A 16,820-nucleotide genomic window follows, 5' to 3' on the forward strand; every position below is an offset into this window, starting at 1 on the left:
GCCCCGACGACCAGGAAGCGGGTACCCCCATGCCACGCGGCCTCCCCATCCTCGCCGCCGCCGCCGCCGTCGCGCTCGCGCTCGTCCCGGCGGGCGCGGCGCACGCCGACGGCGCCCCCTACACCGGCAAGCAGTACGACTTCGGCGGGGCCATCACCCAGATCAGCGGTGACGTGCCGGTTGTCGACGACATCGCGGACAGCATCACCGCGTCGACAGCCGCCACCGTCGACGAGATCGCGGCGCACCGGGCGACCCTGCCGTACGGCGACATCTACCCGGCGCCGGGCACGCCCGACCAGCTGACCACCTATCCGGGGCCGGCCGGGATCCCGGCCTCCGACCAGTACACGGTCACGGTGGAGCAGGCGGGCGGCCCGGTGCCGTCGTTCGTCTACAAGTCCCTCGCGCGCAAGAGCGACACCAACCGGGAGCTGGACACGTCGTGGACCTCGTTCTCGTTCTCCGGCGCGGTGACCGTGCGGGTGACCCGGGCGCGGCCGGGCGCGACCGGCTGCCTCGTGCGGCCGTACTCGGCGGCCGTCGTGACCAGCTTCAGCGGCAGCACCTGCACGTTCACGCTCTCCCGACCCGGCAACCTGTCGGTGGAGTTCGAGCCCGAGATCCACAACCCGGTGCCGCACCCGATGCTGGTCTTCGCCAACCCGCCCGAGGTCGACGTCCCGTCCGCCGGTGACCCGAACGTGCGCTACTTCGGTCCCGGCGTGCACACGATCGGGGCGGGCCAGCCGATCACCTCCGGGCAGACCATCTACGTCGCCGGCGGGGCGTTCGTCTCCGGCGCGTTCATCGCCACCGGGCCGGTCTCCGACGTCACCATCAAGGGCCGCGGCATCATCTCCGGCCTGTTCATGGACACCGGCAACCAGGACCTCAACAAGAACCAGCCCGGCATGATCGACATCGCCGACCAGGCCTCGTCGAATCTGCTCGTCGAGGGGGTGACCTTTGTCGACGCACCCCGGTTCAACGTGCGCGCGCTGGCGCGGTACACCACCATCCACAACGTCAAGACGATGTCCTGGTGGTACAGCACCGACGGGATGGTCGGCGGCAACAAGAGCCTGCTGGAGAACAACTTCGTCAAGTCGAACGACGACTCGATCAAGCTGTTCTGGGGGGACACGACGGCCCGCGGCAACACCATCTGGCAGCTGGAGAACGGCGCGCCGTTCATGATCAGCTGGAACATCCACGAGAACAGCCAGACGTTCCACGTCTACGACAACGACGTGATCCACGCCGAGCACTACCAGATCGAGAAGTCCGGCATCTTCCGGTCGTTGCACGCCGGCAGCGGCACGCTCTCCCGCTACCTCTTCGACGACATCCGGATCGAGAACGCCACCTGGCGGCTGTTCTACCTGACCATCGAGAACAATAAATGGTACGACCCGGCGCGCGGCCACGGGGAGATCGACCAGCTCATCTTCCGCAACATCCACGCGTACACGACGTACCAGAAACCCAACGTCGTGCAGGGCATCGACGGCACGCACAAGATGCGCAACATCAACTTCCAGAACGTGTACGCCAACGGCGTCTGCTTCAACAACGTCCAGGCCGGCAACTTCACCGTCGATCCGGCGACCACCAACGCGGTACGGATCTACCGCAGCACCGACGGGAGCTGCCGCACATGAGGTCGAACATCGTCGTCGTCCTCGCCGACGACATGGGTTGGGGGGACCTGGGCTGCTACGGCTCGAAGATCCCCACCCCGCACATCGACGCCCTGGCCGCCCGCGGCGTGCGCGCGACCGACGCCCACTCCGCCTCGGCGGTCTGCACGCCGAGCCGATACGCGCTGATGACCGGCCGCTACGCCTGGCGGGGACCGCTGAAGAACTTCGTGCTCATGGGTCACGGACCCGCGCTGATCGAGCCGACCCGGCCGACCCTCGCGTCGGTGCTGCGCGGCGCCGGCTACGCCACCGGCGCGTTCGGGAAGTGGCACCTCGGGCTCGGCTGGCGACACACCGACGGCACCGTCCGCGACGCGTTCGCCCCCGGCGCGCGCCTGCACGACGACGTGGAGACGGACTTCGGGCGCGACCTCGACTACACCGCCCCGATCACCGGCGGCCCGACGGCACTCGGCTTCGACCGGTTCTTCGGGATCGCCGGGTCCCTGGACATGCCGCCGTACGCGTTCATCGACCAGGACCGCACCCTCGGTGTCCCGGACCGGGAGAAGGGGGAGTACCTCACCGAGCAGCGCCCCGGCCTTCAGGTGCCCGGATTCCGCGAGGACGAGGTCGATGTCCGGTTCGCCGCCGAGGCGGTACGGTGGATCCGCTCGGTGCCGACCGACCGCCCGTTCCTCTGCTACGTGGCGCCCTCGGCGCCGCACCGCCCGGTCGTCCCGCCGGACACGGTGCGCGGACGGTCTGGGCTCGGCGATCGCGCCGACGGGGTCTGCCTGGTCGACGACATCGTGGGGCAGCTGGTCGCGGCCATCGACGAACGTGGTCAGCGCGACAATACCCTGGTGATCGTCACCAGCGACAACGGCGCACCGATGATCTTCACCGACGACGGTGACGTGTCCGTGCACCGGCCCAACGGCGACTTGCGTGGCCAGAAGGGCGACCTGTGGGACGGCGGCCACCGCGAGCCGTTCGTCGCCGCCTGGCCCGGCCGCATCCCGGAGGGCGGAGAGCTGGACGCGCCGATCTGCCTGACCGACGTGCTGCCGACCGCCGCCGCGGCCGCCGGGGCCACCCTGCCCGCCGGCGCCGCCGAGGACGGCGTCAACCTCCTCGGCGCGCTCACCGGGCAGTCGCCGCCGCCACCGGCCGGCCGGCCGATCGTGCACCACAGCCTCGGGGGCCGGTTCGCGCTGCGGGCCGGCCGGTGGAAGGCCGTGTTCGCGCCGGGCTCGGGCGGCGGGTTCTCCGAGCCGTCGATCGACGCGCTGTTCAGCTCCGGGTCCGGCAAGGCACACGAGAACCCGCCGTGGGACGCCGACCATCCGCGCGGCCAGCTCTACGACATCACCGCCGATCCGCGCGAGACCACCGACCGCTGGGACTCGGAGCCAGAGGTGGTGGGCACGCTCTACGACCAGCTGCGCGGGATCTGCCGCGACGCGACCAGCGGGCTGGCGTTCGACGTACCCCTATCGAAGGTCTGATCGTGTCCCACGCATGCTGTTCCCCCTCCCACCGGCCCCACGGCGACGAGGCGCCCGCACCGGTCGTGCCGGTGCGGGTCGTCGACCCCCAGCAGGCCGCCCGCGGCACGGTGCTGATCCCGGCCGGCCCGTTCCGGATGGGTGGCGACGACACCGACGCCTTCCCCGACGACGGCGAGGGCCCGGTGCGGGAGGTGTCGGTCGCCGCGTTCCGGATCGACACGAAGGCGGTCACCAACGCGCAGTTCGCCACGTTCGTCAAGGCGACCGGCTACCAGACCGACGCGGAACGGTTCGGCTGGTCCTACGTCTTCCACCTGTTCGTCCGGGGCGAGGCGGCGCACCGGGTGCTCGACGGCCAGGTGCCCGGCGCGCCGTGGTGGCTCCCGGTGGAGGCGGCGTCGTGGCGCGCGCCGGAGGGACCGGGCTCGGACGTCACCAGGCGGGCCAACCACCCGGTGGTGCACGTGTCGTGGAACGACGCGACCGCCTACGCCGCGTGGGCCGGCAAGCGCCTGCCGACCGAGGCCGAATGGGAGAAGGCCGCACGCGGCGGCCTCGACCAGGCCCGCTTCCCTTGGGGCGACGAGTTCACCCCGCGCGGCCAGCACCGCTGCAACACCTGGCAGGGCGACTTCCCGCGACGGAACACCGGCGACGACGGCCACCTCGGCACCGCGCCGGTAAACGCGTTCCGCCCCAACGGTCACGGCCTCTACAACACCAGCGGGAACGTCTGGGAGTGGTGCGCCGACTGGTTCAGCGCCGACTGGCACACCGAGGCCTCGCCGGCGACCCGGGTCGACCCGGCGGGCCCGCCGGCCGGCACGACCCGGGTCATGCGCGGGGGCTCCTACCTGTGTCACGAGTCCTACTGCAACCGCTACCGGGTGTCGGCCCGCACCTCGTCCACGCCGGACAGCACCACCGGTCACGCCGGCTTCCGGTGCGCCGTCGATGCCTGAGCCGGCCTGGATGCGGGAGGGCGCCGAGCCGGACTACCGCTTCTCCCTCGCCAACGAGCGCACGTTCCTCGCCTGGATCCGCACCGCGCTGGCCCTGCTCGCCAGCGCGGTCGCGGTCATCCAGTTCCTGCCGGCGTCGGCGCTGGCCGGCACCCGCAGCGGCCTCGCCGCGGTGCTCGCGGTCGCGGGCACGCTGCTTCCGGTCGCCGCCTACCGCCGTTGGGCCCGCACCCAACGCGCGATGCGCCTCGGCCAGGGCATCCCGTTCACCCCGCTGCTGGTCCTGGTCGCCGCCGCGCTGGGCGTGCTCGGCGCCGGCGTGCTCGTCGTCGCCGTCGTGTCGTGAGAGATCCCGGCCTGCAGCGGGAGCGGACGGCCCTGGCGTGGACGCGTACCGCCGCGGTCGCTGTCGTCAGCGCCCTGCTGCTGGTCCGTCTCGGCCTGCACACCGGCTCCGCGTCGCTGTTCGTGGCCGCCGTGCCGGCCACGGCGCTTTCTGCGGTCCTCGCGTTGCGCCGCGACTGTCTGCTCGCCGTCGCCGGCCTCGCGACCGCCACCGGCGCCCTGACCCTGGCGGGCCTCCTGCTCGCGGCGTAGCGAACCCGGATTGGCCGAAGGTCGTCGTCGCCACTGCCCGGGGGAGAGGCGCCGGGTAGCTTTCTGGCATGAGTGAGGACACCGCCCGCTCGGTGGAGATCGAGCGCACCAGCGTAGGTCAGTACGTCGTGCGGAACGCGCGCGGCGGATCGATGTCGATGGGCACGGGGGAGGACGGCAGCTTCACGCCGGTGGAGCTGCTGCTGGCGGCCATTGGCGGCTGCACCGCGGTCGACGTGGACCACATCACCAGCCGCCGCGCCGAGCCGACCCGGTTCGCCGTCGAGGTCACCGGCGACAAGATCCGGGACGAGACCGGAGGCAACCGGATGCGGAACCTAAAGGTCGAGTTCACCGTGACGTTCCCGGCGGGTGCCGACGGCGACAAGGCCCGCGAGGCGCTGCCCCGGTCCCTGCGGCAGTCGCACGACCGGCTCTGCACCGTCTCGCGTACCGTCGAGAGCGGGACCCCCATCTCGATCATCGAGGTCGGTCGTTCCCCCGGAGACTGAGGGCCCCCGGGGGTCAGCGGTGCCGGCGGATGCGGTCCCAGGTGCCGGGGGGTTCGAGCCGTACGCCGGACTGGAGCGGGGTCGTGACGGGCTTGCCGCCGCCGGCGACGGCGCTGACCCGGCCGTGTGCGGCATTGGCGGGTAACGCGGCCGGCACGGCCGGGATGTCGGTGGCCAGCTTGACGCGGAGGCCGGGCCAGCCGACCACGGAGAGTTCCTTCGCGGCGGTCAGCGTGGTCTCGGCGCCGAACGGTCCACGGACCGTGGCGACCGGGTCGCCGGCCCGGACGGCCCGGTGCAGCCTGATCGCGGCGTTGACGCTGCGGATCAGCGAGCGCGTCACCCGGAAGACCCGTTCCAGCTGGACCGGGGTGTCCGCGCCGGGCTGCCCGAGGACCGCGCCGACGACGGTGATCTTCCGGCCGCCCACGGTGACGACGAACGCGAAGGACAGGCACCCGCCGGCCTCGTCCGTGGACCCGGTCTTGATCCCTACGACGCCGTTCCTGCCGACGAGCGAGTTGTAGTTCTGCACCTCGCCGGCGACGGGCAGGGTGGCTTTCTTCTGGGCCACGATCTCCGCGAAGGCGGGCAGCGCCATCGCCTTGCGGGCGACGATCACCTGGTCGGCGGCGGTGCTGACGGTCTCGGGACTGAGCCCGGACGGGTCGGTGTAGCGGGTGTTCTTCATGCCGAGTTCGGCGGCGGTGTCGTTCATCTTGTCGACGAACGCGTCGATGCTTCCGGCGTCCCAGGCGGCGAGGATCCGGGCCATGTTGTTCGCCGACGGCAGCAGCACCGCCTGGAGGGCCTGGCGCTCGGTGTAGACGGCGCCCGCGGCGACCCGGATGAGGGACTCGCCGCGGGCGAGTTCGCTCGGGTAGGCGGCCGCCTGCGCCGCGCTGACCGTGAGCTTCGGCCCGTGCTCGCCCCGGTCGAGGGGATGCTCGGTCAGGATGACGTAGGCCGTCATCACCTTGGCCACGCTTCCGATCGGCAGCGGCTCGCTGCCGCCCGAGCTGCCCATGGACCCGACGCCCTCCACGAAGAGGGCGGCCTGCCCGGACTCCGGCCACGGCACCTTCAGCGCCGCGCCGGGGATGACCGTCGACGCGGCCAGCGTCCGCGTGACGGTCGGCGCCGGCAGCGGGTGGCGCAGCGGTTCGACCGCCACCAGCACGACGGCGGCCAGGAGCAGGGTCATCAGGATGCTGACCAGCACCGGGAGTCGCCGCCGGCGGCGGCGGGGCGGTGGCGGGACCGCGGGGATCACCTGGGTCGTCGCAGAGTCGAGCATGCTGATGGTCCCCCCGTGTGGTGCTCCGCGCGGCTGGGCAGCCGCCGGCGTGCTGAACTCGGTATCACCAGCACGGTCACCCGGTCAAGGCGCCGACCTTACCCGGTCGACCGCCGTCACCGGCGGCGCGGCGTGATCAGCCCCGACTCGTACGCCCAGACGACCAGCTGGGCACGGTCGCGGCAGTGCAGCTTGGTCATCGCCCGGTTGACGTGGGTCTTGGCGGTTAACGGGCTGATCACCATGCCCTCGGCGATCTCGTCGTTGCTCAGCCCCCGGGCGACGAGTGCGACGACCTCCTGCTCGCGGGCGGTCAGCACCTCGCGGCCGGCTGCCGGGTCGGCCGGCCGCGGGCCGGCGACGAACTCGCTGATGAGCGAACGCGTGACCGCCGGGGCGAGCAGCGCGTCGCCGCGCGCCACGACGTCGACGGCCTGCAGCAGGTCGGCGGGGTCGGCGTCCTTGAGGAGGAACCCGCTGGCGCCCGCGCGCAGGGCGGCGAAGACGTAGGAGTCGAGCCCGTAGTTGGTGAGGATGAGGACGCGGACCGCGGTGAGGTAGGGGTCGGCGGCGAGTCGCCGGGTGGCTTCGATGCCGTCGAGTCCCGGCATCTGCACGTCCATCAGCACGACGTCCGGCCGCAGTCGGCGCGCCAGCTGGACAGCCGAGGCGCCGTCGGCGGCCTCGCCGACGACCTCCAGGCCCTCCTCGGCGTCGAGCAACGCCCGGAATCCGGCCCGCATCAGGGCCTGGTCGTCGGCGAGCAGGACCCGGATCGGGCCGGCTGGATCGGTGGCGGACTGCGCCGCCGGGAGCTCGCGGGAGCGCTCGGTCATGCCGGCTGCGCCCTCCGGTCGGCGCCGGCACGATCGGTGGCGGACCGCGCCGGCGGGACCGGTCCGCCCAGGGGGAAGGTGGCCCGGACCGCGAACCCGCCGCCGTCGCGGGCGGCGGCCCGCAGCGTGCCGCCCAGCCCGGTGACCCGTTCCCGCATGCCGCGCAGGCCCACACCCGGTGTCACCGGCCGGGCCGGCGACGCCTGACCGTCGTCGGTCACCGAGACGGTGAGCTGGGCCGGGGCGTACTCGACGTGGATCTCGGCGGTGGCCGGGCCGGCGTGGCGGGCCACGTTGGTCAGGGCCTCCTGGACGACGCGGTACCCGGCCTGGTCGACCTCGTCGGGCAGATCCCCGGGCCGGCCGGTGACGGTCAGCCGCACCGGTACGCCGGCCGAGCGGGTCCGCCGGGCGAGCTCGTCCACCCGGGCCAGCCCGACGGGGTCGCCGTCGGAGGGTGCGCGCAGGACGTCCAGTGTCGCCCGCAGTTCCCGCATCGCGGCGCTGCTGGCCTCCTGGATGGCCAGGAGCGTGGCCGACGGTTCGTCGCCGTGCTTGCGGGCCAGGTGCACGGCGATGCCGGCCTGCACCTTGATCACCGAAATGTTGTGGGTCAGCGTGTCGTGCAGATCGCGGGCGATGCGCAGGCGCTCCTCGCCGGCGCGGCGCAACGCCACCTCCTCGCGGGTGCGTTCCGCCTCGACGGCCCGCTGCTCGACCTGTTCCAGGTACGCCCGGCGCTGCCGCGCGACGAGCCCGGCGACGTTGGCGGCGACGAACCAGCCCAGCAGCAGGGCGGTCCGCTCGGCGATGAGCTGGCCGGGCCGGCCGGCGGGCGCGACCGAGACGTCGCGGGCCAGGAAGCCGCCGAGGAAGACGAGGCTGGCCAGAGCGGCGGCTGCCCGGTGCCCCCGCCAGGCGGCGACGTAGACCACGCCGAGGACGGGGAACGCGGCGGACACCCCGGAGTGGACCCGGACGTGCAGGGCCAGCATGGCGGCGGTCACCAGGCCCACCGCCACCACGGGGTGCCGCCGGCACACGGCCAGGGCCGCCGCCATGACCAGGACCAGGGCGACGTCGGCCACCCCCACCGTCGCGGCGTCCGGCGCGAACGCGGCGTTGCCGAGCAGGAGGGCACCGAGGGCGAGTCCGCTGAGGGCGTACGGCAGGTCGCGGCGCATGGTCGCACTGTAGAACGGCGGTCCTCGGGGGAGCATCCCGCTTCCGTGGTAGCTGCGGCGTACCGCGGGCGCGGTATCGGCGGCCGCTCAAGTGCCTGCGCCGGCACGACGCTTTCCCGGCCCGCCGAAGCCAGCATCGAACCCATGACATACCGCTTCTTCACCCCCGCGAAAGCGTCGGCGGCGACGGGTCTCACCGCGGAGGTCTACCGCCAGCTGCGCGACGAGTTCCTCGGGCCGGTGCCCACCTTCCAGGCGCTGTCCGTCGCGCCGGACGTGCTGGCCGCGACCTGGGCGCTGATGCGCGAGGCCCTGCTCGCCGGCGACGCGTCCCGGGTCGACCGTGAGCTCGTGGCGTCGTCGGTGTCCCGGGCCAACCGCTGCCGGTTCTGCGTCGACGCGCACGTGATGCTGCTGCACGCGCTGGGCGAGCACGCGCTCGCCGAGGTCGTCGCCCGGGGCGGCACGCCACCGGAGCCGCGGCACGCCGAACTCGCCCGCTGGGCCGAGGCCAGCCGCCGTCCCGCGGCCGCCGACTGGACCGGCCGGTACCGTCCCGAGCTCACCGGCACCCTGCTCGCCTTCCACTTCGTCAACCGGGTGGTGTCGGCGCTGCTCGACCCGGATCTGCTGCCCGGCGGCCTGCAACGCTCCCCGGCGGTGCGGTCGGTCGGGGGCCGGCTCTACGCCCGGACGGCCCGCGCGGCGCGCGAGCCCGGCCGCGGTCTCCCGCTCGTCGACGCCGGCGCGGCGGCGCCACCGGCCTGGGCCGGGGACAGCCCGGTCGGCGTGGCGTACGCGGCGCTGCGGAACGCCGCCCTGCGCGGCGGGGACCTCCTGGGGGACGTGGCCCGCCAGACCGTCGCGGCGACCGTGCGCTGGGAGGACGGGAGGTTCCCGGACCGGCCGGCGGACTGGGCCGTCGACCTGGTCCGGGACGTGCCCGGAGCGGACCGCGTCGGGACGCGGATCGCGCTGCTCACGGCGTTCGCGCCCAGCGCCGTCAGCCTGGGCGACGTCGCCCTCTGGCGGCTGTCCCATCCGGGCGACGCCGACCTCGTGCGGCTGGTCGCGTACGGCGCGATGACGGCCACCGACCACGTCGCCCGGTCACTGACCTCGGCTCGTCTCCAGGGGGATCACCATGCGTAAGGCCTTCGTCGTCACCAGCAGCCTGTTGCTCGCCGCGTTCGCCCTGCAGTTCGTCTTCGCCGCGGTGGGCGCGTTCACGAAACCCGGCGGTGAGGGCGCCTACGTGCTGCACAGCGTCACCGGGATGGCGGTCATCCCGGTGCTCACCCTGCTCACCATCCTGTTCGCGGCGCTGGCGAGGGCGCCGGGCCGGCTCGTCGGGTTGACGGTGCTGCCGCTCGGCCTCGTCCTCCTGCAGGCGCTCCTCGCCGGGCTCGCGAAGGGAATCACCGACGCCGCGGGCGTCAGCACGCCGTTCGGCCTGACCGTCGCCGGGCTGCACGCGGTCAACGGGATCGTCGCGGTGCACGTCGTGGTCGGCGTGGTTCGGGCGGCGCGACGGTTGGCCGGCCCGGCGCCGGCCAAGGCCGCCCCGGTGACCGTCCGGGAAGGGGAGCCGGCATGACGGTGGGCTCGCTGCTCGCGGCGGACCTCGTGATCGCGATCCTCGTGGCCGCCGGGTGGCTGGGCGGCGGCGCGGCGTCGGCCGCCCGGCGCCGCCCGCTCGCCCTCGGGCTGGCGGCCGTCGCGCTGCTCGCCACGCTCGCGCGCGCCGTCACGATCACCGCGCTCGCCCGCGTCGGCTGGTGGTTCGCGGCGGAGAAGGTCCTCATCGCCGCGCCGCTGTCGCTCGCGGGGGTGGTCGTCGCCGGGCCGCGGCTGATGCGCCTCCCGGGCGACATCCGCGCCGTCGCGGTCCCGCTGCTCTTCGCCGGGTACGCCGACAGCGCCGCCCTGCTCGTGACGGTCCTGCACGGCTATCCCGCGTCGGCCGGCGCGGGGCTGCTCGCGGTCGCCGGGGTCGTCGCGGCGACCGCGGTCTCGTGGCGCTTCCTCGGCGCGCCCCCGTCGCGGACGGTCTCCCGGGTGGCCCTCGTGGTGGCGGTCGCGGCGCTGCTGACCGGGACCGGGCTGGCCGCCGCCCCGGGCGCCGCTCCCGCCGTACCCCATGATCACGGACCCGGGGATGCGCGGGCGGTGGGGGAACCGACCCGGCGGTTCACCCTGACGGCCGGGACGGCGACGGTGCGCGTGGGCGGTCGTGACGTCGCGGCGTGGGCGTTCGACGGGCAGGTACCGGGGCCGGAGCTGACCGCCGTCGTCGGCGACGTCCTGGAGGTGACGCTGCGGAACCGGGACGTCGCGCGCGGCGTCACGCTGCACTGGCACGGGTACGACGTGCCGAACAGCCAGGACGGGGTGCCCGGCGTGACGCAGGCGGCGGTGCTGCCCGGGCAGGAGTTCGGCTACCGGTTCCGCGCCGACCAGGCCGGGACCTACTGGTACCACACGCATGCGGTGTCCGACGTCGGCGTGCGGATGGGGCTCTACGGTGTCCTGGTGGTGCGCCCGGCGCCGGTGACCGGCGTCGACGTCACCGTGCCGGTGCACACCCTCTCCGGCCGTCCGCTGCCCGCGCCGAGGACGGAGTCGGTCCGGGCGGGGACGCCCGTGCGGCTGCGGTTGATCAACACCGACAGCACGACCCACCGGTACGCCCTGGCCGGCACCCCGTTCCGGGTCGCCGCGATCGACGGGTTCGACCTGCGGGGCCCGGCGTCCCTCGTGGACACCGCCGTGCTGATCCCGGCCGGGGGCCGCTACGACCTGGTGTTCACCGCGCCCGCCACGCCGGTGGCGCTGTTCGTCGACGGGCGGGCTGTCTACTCGACCGGCGCGGTGTCGACGGCGACCGGCGCGTGGCCGGTGCTGGACCCGCTCGGCTACGGCGCGGGCGCCCCGGCGCCGTGGTCCCGTTTCGACCGGTCGTTCACCCTTGTGCTCGACCGTGGCCTGGACCTGCGCGGGCTGCTCCCGCGCTACGCCCACACCGTCAACGGCGCGGCCGCCCCGGACATCCCGCCCCAGGTCGTCCGTCTCGGCGACACCGTCCGGTTCACGATCGTGAACCGGTCGCAGACCGTGCACCCGTGGCACCTGCACGGCCACCACGTCCTGGTGCTGTCCCGCAACGGACGGCCGGCGGCCGGGAGCCCGTTGTGGCTGGACTCCTTCGACGTGCGCCCCGGCGACGTCTGGACGGTGGCGTTCCGGGCCGACAACCCCGGCATGTGGGCCAACCACTGCCACAACCTGGCGCACGCCGACGCCGGGATGACGCTGCACCTGATGTACGCGTGATCCGCCGCCGCGACGACCACGGCTCCCGCCGTGCGCCGGGGCGTACACTGGCGCTGGTTTCGCGACGGGTGGGCCCCGGTGCCGCGCCCGGGGCTGCCGGGGCATGCGGTCGGGGGCCTGCGGGAAGGGTGAGTGCCGTGCGTGGTCCCGCGATGACCGATGTGGCCCGCCTCGCGGGGGTTTCCCACCAGACCGTGTCGCGGGTGCTGAACGGGCACCCGAACGTGCGTGAGCAGACGCGCCTGCGGGTGCAGGCGGCGATCGCGGAGCTGGGCTACCGGCCGAACCGCGCGGCGCGCGCCCTGGTGACCGGCCGGTCGCAGGTGATCGGGGTGGTCGCCCAGAACACCACGCTGTACGGCCCGGCGTCGCTGCTGGCGGCGCTGGAGCAGACCGCCGCCGAGGAGGGCTTCGCGGTCACCGTGGGCAGCGTGCGGGACCTCGACCGGGTCTCCATCTCGGCGGCTGTGGAGCGGCACCTGGCACACCGGGTGGCGGGCATCGTGGTGATCGCGCCGGTGGAGTCGGCCGGGGAGGCGCTGGAGCACCTGCCCAAGGACGTGCCGCTGGTGACCGTCGACGGTGACCCGCGCCGGCCGGTGCCGCTCGTGACCGTGGACCAGGTGGCCGGTGCGCGGGCGGCGACGCGGCACCTGCTGGACGCGGGCCACCGGACGGTCTGGCACGTCTCGGGGCCCGCCGACTGGTTCGACAGCGCCGGGCGCATCGAGGGGTGGCGGGACGCCCTGCGGGCGGCCGGCGCCGAGGTGCCGCCGCTGATCCCGGGGGACTGGTCGGCCGCCTCGGGCTACCGGTGCGGGCAGATGCTGGCGCGGATGCCCGAGGTGACGGCGGTCTTCACCGCCAACGACCACCTGGCGCTGGGTGTCCTGCGGGCGCTGCACGAGCACGGCCGCCGGGTGCCGGACGAGATCAGCGTGGTGGGCTTCGACGACGTGCCGGAGGCGGCGTACTTCATCCCGCCGCTGACCACCGTGCGGCCGGACTTCGCGGCGGTGGCCCGGGCCAGCCTGGACCTGCTGCTGGCGCAACTGGAGTCGGACCGCGCCGGTGAGCTGCGGCAGACCATCGCGCCGACCCTGATCTCCCGGCAGAGCGTCGCCGGCCCGCCGGACTGACCGACCGCCGTGGGCCGGACCCTCGTCAGCCGGCGCCGTTGTTGTGACCGCTAACAGACCTTGCTCCGGTGGCTGGTGATCGCTCCTATCCGTCGTTCGGACATCTTGACCACCCCCAATGTGAGCGTTAACAATGTGGGCCACGACACACGCGGGTGGAGGTGGTCGGAGTGGCCGGACCGGGGGACCGGTACGTCATCGGGGTCGACTTCGGAACGCTGTCGGGCCGGGCCCTGGTGGTCCGCGTCGGGGACGGCGCGGAGCTCGGCACCGCGGTCCACGAGTACCGGCACGGGGTGATCGAGTCCGCGCTCCCGGACGGGACGCCGCTCCCGCCCGACTGGGCGCTGCAGGACCCGCAGGACTACCGGGACGTGCTGCGGCGGGCGGTGCCGGCCGCCGTGGCCGCCGCGGGGATCGACCCGGGCCGCGTGATCGGGATCGCCACCGACTTCACCGCCTGCACCGTCCTGCCCACGCTCGACGACGGCACCCCGCTCTGCGAGGTGCCGGAGCTGCGCAGCCGGCCGCACGCCTGGGTGAAGCTGTGGAAGCACCACGCCGCCCAGCCGCACGCCGACCGGATCAACGCCCTCGCGCACGAGCGCCGCGAGCCCTGGCTCCACCGGTACGGCGGGAAGATCTCCGCCGAGTGGCAATTCGCCAAGGGCCTGCAGATCCTCGACGAGGACCCGGAGATCTACCGTCTCGCCGCGCGGCTCGTCGAGGCCGCCGACTGGATCGTCTGGCAGCTCTGCGGCGCGGAGACCCGCAACATCTGCACGGCCGGCTACAAGGGCATCCGCCAGGACGGCCGGTACCCGTCCCGGGACTTCCTGGCGGCCCTCGACCCGGGGTTCGCGGGCTTCGTGGCCAAGCTGGACGGGCCGCTGCTTCCCCTGGGCGCCCGCGCCGGCGCCCTCACCGCCGAGGCCGCCGGCTGGACCGGCCTGCCCGAGGGCATCGCGGTCGCCGCCGGCAACGTCGACGCCCACGTCACGGCCGCCTCCGCCCGGGCGCTGGCGCCCGGCCACCTGGTCGCCATCATGGGCACCTCCACCTGCCACGTGGTCAACGGCGCCGAGCTGGCCGAGGTGCCGGGCATGTGCGGCGTCGTCGAGGGTGGACTCAGCCCCGGCGCCTGGGGCTACGAGGCCGGCCAGAGCGCCGTCGGCGACATCTTCGGCTGGTTCGTCGACCACGCCGCGCCGGCGGGCGCCGATTCGCACGAGCGGCTCTGCGAGCTGGCCGCGGCGCAGCCGGTCGGCGCCCACGGGCTCATCGCGCTGGACTGGTGGAACGGCAACCGGTCGCTGCTGGTCAACCACGACCTGAGCGGCCTCGTCCTGGGGCTGACCCTGACCACCCGGCCCGCGGACGTCTACCGGGCGCTGCTGGAGTCGACCGCCTACGGCACCCGCATGATCATCGAGGCGTTCGTCGCGGCGGGGGTGCCGATCCGGCAGCTCGTGGTGGCCGGCGGCCTGACCGCCAACCGGCTGCTCATGCAGATCTACAGCGACGTCACCAACCGGCCGCTGAGCCTCATCGGTTCGGCGCAGGGGCCGGCGCTGGGCTCGGCGATCCAAGCGGCGGTCGCCGCCGGCGCGTACCCGGACGTGCACGCGGCCTCGGCGGCGATGGGCCGGGTCGACCGCGACGCCTACCGGCCGGATCCCGAGCGGGCGCGGGCCTACGACGCGCTTTACGCCGAGTACCGGACCCTGCACGACCACTTCGGACGCGGCGGCAACGACGTCATGTCCCGCCTGCGCGCCATCCGCAACGCCGCCGTCGAACGACCGGCGGCGCAGGTCGGCACGCCGCTGGAGGTGCTCGCATGAGCGCCGAGATCCAACGGCTGCGCGAGAGCGTCGCCCGGCTGCACGCCGAACTCACCCGCTACCGGCTGGTCGCGTGGACGGCCGGGAACGTCTCGGCCCGGGTGCCCGGCCAGAACCTCATGGTGATCAAGCCGAGCGGCGTCGACTACGACGACCTCGCCCCGGAGAACATGGTCGTGTGCGACCTCGACGGCGTCGTGGTCGAGGGCGAGTTCGCGCCGTCGAGCGACACCGCCGCACACGCCTACGTCTACCGCGCCCTGCCCGAGGTGGGCGGGGTGGTGCACACCCACAGCGCGTACGCGACCGCCTGGGCGGCCCGCGGCGAGCCGATCCCGTGCCACCTCACCGCCCAGGCCGACGAGTTCGGCGGTGAGATCCCGATCGGCCCGTTCGCCCTGATCGGCGGCGACGACATCGGCAAGGGAATCGTGGCGACCCTCGCCGGGCACCGCTCGCCGGCCGTGCTCATGCGCAACCACGGCGTGTTCACCATCGGCCGGGACGCCCGCGCCGCGGTGAAGGCCGCGGTCATGTGTGAGGACGTCGCCCGCACGGCGCACCTGGCCCGGGCGCTCGGCGCGCCGCTGCCGATGACGGCGGCGGACGTCGACGCCCTGCACGACCGCTACCAGACCGTCTACGGGCAGCGGCCCCCCTCACCGGCGAGCCCCTGAGGGCCCGCCCCGATCGCGCGGCCGTTCCCCGGACCGTCCGCGTCGCACCACCCACCACCACCAGCGCAGGCCGTGCACCCACGGGGGCGCACGGCCTCCCGGAACGCTTACCCCGAGGAGATTTGCGGTGAAGAGAATGAGGACACACCCGCCGTCCCGCAAGGTCATCGCGGTGCTCGCCGCCGCGCTGCTCGCCACCGGCGTGGCGGCCTGCGGCAACAGCGACACGGGCGGCAGCGGCGGCGACGACGGCACGATCACGCTCGGCTTCTCCCAGGTCGGCGCGGAGAGCGGCTGGCGTACGGCGAACACCACCTCGATCAAGGAGGCCGCGACCGAGGCCGGGATCGACCTGAAGTTCGACGACGCGCAGCAGAAGCAGGAGAACCAGATCAAGGCCATCCGGAACTTCGTCCAGCAGAAGGTCGACGTGATCGCCTTCTCGCCGGTGGTGGAGTCCGGGTGGGACACCGTCCTCAAGGAGGCCCGGGACGCCAAGATTCCGGTCATCCTCACCGACCGGTCGGTCGACTCGGCCGACAAGTCCCTCTACAAGACCTTCCTCGGCTCGGACTTCGTGAAGGAAGGCCGGCTCGCGGGGGAGTGGCTGGTGGAGCAGAAGAAGGCCGCCACCGGCCCGGTCACCATCGTCGAGCTGCAGGGCACGACCGGCTCGGCGCCGGCCAACGACCGGAAGAAGGGCTTCGCCGAGGCGATCGCCGCCAACCCGAACCTCAAGATCGTCGCTTCCCAGTCCGGCGACTTCACCCGCGCGGGCGGCAAGCAGGTGATGGAGCAGTTCCTGAAGGCCAACCCGAAGATCGACGTGCTGTTCGCCCACAACGACGACATGGGCCTGGGCGCGCTCGAGGCGATCACCGCGGCCGGGAAGGTGCCCGGCAAGGACATCACCATCATCACCGTCGACGCGGTCAAGGACGGGATGCAGGCCCTGGCCGACGGCAAGTTCAACTTCATCGCCGAGTGCAGCCCGCTGCTGGGTCCCCAGCTGATGGACCTGGTCGAGAAGGTGCACAACGGCGAGGAGGTGCCGGCCCGGATCGAGACTCAGGAGACCACCTTCACCCAGGAGCAGGCGAAGGAAGCGCTGCCCAACCGCAAGTACTGACCGGACCACGGGGGTCGCGACCCCGCATCCGGAAGCGGGGGGCCGGGGGGCGGGCCCCCCGCCCCCCCCCCCCCCCCCCCCCCCCCCCCGCCCCACCAAATTACCCCGGGCCTGTGTGGTGTCCCCACCATTGTGTAAATGTACAGGGTA

Annotated in this window: 16 protein-coding genes; 13 read left to right on the top strand and 3 right to left on the bottom strand. The window is 73.6% G+C overall.

Going from position 1 to position 16,820, the window contains the following annotated elements; all coding sequences use genetic code 11:
- Positions 1–29: 29 nt before the first annotated feature.
- The 6 genes from ABZS80_RS17430 to ABZS80_RS17455 all read left to right on the top strand — a co-directional run bounded on the left by ABZS80_RS17430 (position 30) and on the right by ABZS80_RS17455 (position 5,231).
- Entirely contained in the window at positions 30–1,664 is a 1,635-nt protein-coding gene (locus ABZS80_RS17430) for a hypothetical protein (protein ID WP_355056923.1), read from the top strand.
- Positions 1,661–3,157 carry an arylsulfatase gene (locus tag ABZS80_RS17435; protein WP_355056925.1) on the top strand — a complete coding sequence of 499 codons (1,497 nt, stop codon included), beginning with the start codon at positions 1,661–1,663 and terminating at the stop codon, positions 3,155–3,157. The genes ABZS80_RS17430 and ABZS80_RS17435 overlap by 4 nt, the downstream gene beginning before the upstream one ends.
- 110 nt (positions 3,158–3,267) lie before the next feature.
- On the top strand, positions 3,268–4,122 hold the full coding sequence (locus ABZS80_RS17440) for a formylglycine-generating enzyme family protein (RefSeq protein WP_355057181.1): 855 nt from the start codon (positions 3,268–3,270) through the stop codon (positions 4,120–4,122).
- Complete coding sequence (locus tag ABZS80_RS17445; RefSeq protein WP_355056926.1) at positions 4,115–4,468, top strand: DUF202 domain-containing protein; 354 nt, start codon at positions 4,115–4,117, stop codon at positions 4,466–4,468. The genes ABZS80_RS17440 and ABZS80_RS17445 overlap by 8 nt, the downstream gene beginning before the upstream one ends.
- Complete coding sequence (locus tag ABZS80_RS17450) at positions 4,465–4,719, top strand: DUF202 domain-containing protein (protein ID WP_355056928.1); 255 nt, start codon at positions 4,465–4,467, stop codon at positions 4,717–4,719. Before ABZS80_RS17445 ends, ABZS80_RS17450 begins: the two co-directional genes overlap by 4 nt.
- 68 nt (positions 4,720–4,787) lie before the next feature.
- Positions 4,788–5,231, top strand: a complete 444-nt coding sequence (locus ABZS80_RS17455) for an OsmC family protein (protein ID WP_355056930.1) — start codon at positions 4,788–4,790, stop codon at positions 5,229–5,231.
- 13 nt (positions 5,232–5,244) lie between these two features.
- Here ABZS80_RS17455 and ABZS80_RS17460 read toward each other — a convergent pair whose 3' ends face one another.
- From ABZS80_RS17460 to ABZS80_RS17470, 3 genes are all read right to left on the bottom strand, one after another.
- Positions 5,245–6,528 (bottom strand): D-alanyl-D-alanine carboxypeptidase, encoded by a 1,284-nt coding sequence (locus tag ABZS80_RS17460; RefSeq protein WP_355056932.1) that lies wholly within the window; start codon positions 6,526–6,528, stop codon positions 5,245–5,247.
- A 116-nt stretch (positions 6,529–6,644) separates the two neighbouring features.
- Positions 6,645–7,364, bottom strand: coding sequence for a response regulator transcription factor (locus ABZS80_RS17465; RefSeq protein ID WP_355056934.1), 720 nt, complete (start codon positions 7,362–7,364; stop codon positions 6,645–6,647).
- Positions 7,361–8,548: a sensor histidine kinase gene (locus tag ABZS80_RS17470; protein WP_355056936.1), complete on the bottom strand. Its 1,188-nt coding sequence runs from the start codon at positions 8,546–8,548 to the stop codon at positions 7,361–7,363. Before ABZS80_RS17470 ends, ABZS80_RS17465 begins: the two co-directional genes overlap by 4 nt.
- A 144-nt stretch (positions 8,549–8,692) precedes the next feature.
- On the opposite strand from ABZS80_RS17470, the gene ABZS80_RS17475 reads away from it, so the two are divergent.
- From ABZS80_RS17475 to ABZS80_RS17505, 7 genes are all read left to right on the top strand, one after another.
- Positions 8,693–9,700: a carboxymuconolactone decarboxylase family protein gene (locus tag ABZS80_RS17475; protein WP_355056938.1), complete on the top strand. Its 1,008-nt coding sequence runs from the start codon at positions 8,693–8,695 to the stop codon at positions 9,698–9,700.
- The gene (locus ABZS80_RS17480) at positions 9,693–10,145 is read left to right on the top strand and encodes a DUF6220 domain-containing protein (RefSeq protein WP_355056939.1); all 453 of its coding nucleotides are present in this window, start codon (positions 9,693–9,695) and stop codon (positions 10,143–10,145) included. Before ABZS80_RS17475 ends, ABZS80_RS17480 begins: the two co-directional genes overlap by 8 nt.
- Positions 10,142–11,881, top strand: a complete 1,740-nt coding sequence (locus tag ABZS80_RS17485) for a multicopper oxidase family protein (protein ID WP_355056941.1) — start codon at positions 10,142–10,144, stop codon at positions 11,879–11,881. The genes ABZS80_RS17480 and ABZS80_RS17485 overlap by 4 nt, the downstream gene beginning before the upstream one ends.
- A 152-nt stretch (positions 11,882–12,033) precedes the next feature.
- Positions 12,034–13,020 carry a LacI family DNA-binding transcriptional regulator gene (locus ABZS80_RS17490; RefSeq protein ID WP_355057183.1) on the top strand — a complete coding sequence of 329 codons (987 nt, stop codon included), beginning with the start codon at positions 12,034–12,036 and terminating at the stop codon, positions 13,018–13,020.
- A gap of 170 nt (positions 13,021–13,190) precedes the next feature.
- Positions 13,191–14,864 carry a ribulokinase gene (gene araB / locus ABZS80_RS17495; RefSeq protein ID WP_355056943.1) on the top strand — a complete coding sequence of 558 codons (1,674 nt, stop codon included), beginning with the start codon at positions 13,191–13,193 and terminating at the stop codon, positions 14,862–14,864.
- Positions 14,861–15,541, top strand: a complete 681-nt coding sequence (locus ABZS80_RS17500) for an L-ribulose-5-phosphate 4-epimerase (protein ID WP_355056945.1) — start codon at positions 14,861–14,863, stop codon at positions 15,539–15,541. Before araB ends, ABZS80_RS17500 begins: the two co-directional genes overlap by 4 nt.
- 136 nt (positions 15,542–15,677) lie before the next feature.
- The gene (locus tag ABZS80_RS17505) at positions 15,678–16,670 is read left to right on the top strand and encodes an ABC transporter substrate-binding protein (RefSeq protein ID WP_355056947.1); all 993 of its coding nucleotides are present in this window, start codon (positions 15,678–15,680) and stop codon (positions 16,668–16,670) included.
- The last annotated feature ends 150 nt before the right edge of the window (positions 16,671–16,820 follow it).

Origin of the sequence: Micromonospora sp. NPDC005305, from assembly GCF_040607315.1 — a bacterium.
Classification (GTDB): Bacteria; Actinomycetota; Actinomycetes; order Mycobacteriales; family Micromonosporaceae; genus Micromonospora.

Excerpts from the sequence above, each read along its gene's own strand:
- ABZS80_RS17470 (WP_355056936.1), bottom strand. The coding sequence starts at position 8,548 with ATGCGCCGCGACCTGCCGTACGCCCTCAGCGGACTCGCCCTCGGTGCC.
- ABZS80_RS17475 (WP_355056938.1), top strand. The coding sequence starts at position 8,693 with ATGACATACCGCTTCTTCACCCCCGCGAAAGCGTCGGCGGCGACGGGT.
- ABZS80_RS17435 (WP_355056925.1), top strand. The coding sequence starts at position 1,661 with ATGAGGTCGAACATCGTCGTCGTCCTCGCCGACGACATGGGTTGGGGG.
- ABZS80_RS17465 (WP_355056934.1), bottom strand. The coding sequence starts at position 7,364 with ATGACCGAGCGCTCCCGCGAGCTCCCGGCGGCGCAGTCCGCCACCGAT.
- ABZS80_RS17490 (WP_355057183.1), top strand. The coding sequence starts at position 12,034 with ATGACCGATGTGGCCCGCCTCGCGGGGGTTTCCCACCAGACCGTGTCG.
- ABZS80_RS17485 (WP_355056941.1), top strand. The coding sequence starts at position 10,142 with ATGACGGTGGGCTCGCTGCTCGCGGCGGACCTCGTGATCGCGATCCTC.
- ABZS80_RS17455 (WP_355056930.1), top strand. The coding sequence starts at position 4,788 with ATGAGTGAGGACACCGCCCGCTCGGTGGAGATCGAGCGCACCAGCGTA.
- ABZS80_RS17500 (WP_355056945.1), top strand. The coding sequence starts at position 14,861 with ATGAGCGCCGAGATCCAACGGCTGCGCGAGAGCGTCGCCCGGCTGCAC.
- ABZS80_RS17445 (WP_355056926.1), top strand. The coding sequence starts at position 4,115 with ATGCCTGAGCCGGCCTGGATGCGGGAGGGCGCCGAGCCGGACTACCGC.
- ABZS80_RS17505 (WP_355056947.1), top strand. The coding sequence starts at position 15,678 with ATGAGGACACACCCGCCGTCCCGCAAGGTCATCGCGGTGCTCGCCGCC.
- ABZS80_RS17460 (WP_355056932.1), bottom strand. The coding sequence starts at position 6,528 with ATGCTCGACTCTGCGACGACCCAGGTGATCCCCGCGGTCCCGCCACCG.
- ABZS80_RS17480 (WP_355056939.1), top strand. The coding sequence starts at position 9,693 with ATGCGTAAGGCCTTCGTCGTCACCAGCAGCCTGTTGCTCGCCGCGTTC.
- ABZS80_RS17430 (WP_355056923.1), top strand. The coding sequence starts at position 30 with ATGCCACGCGGCCTCCCCATCCTCGCCGCCGCCGCCGCCGTCGCGCTC.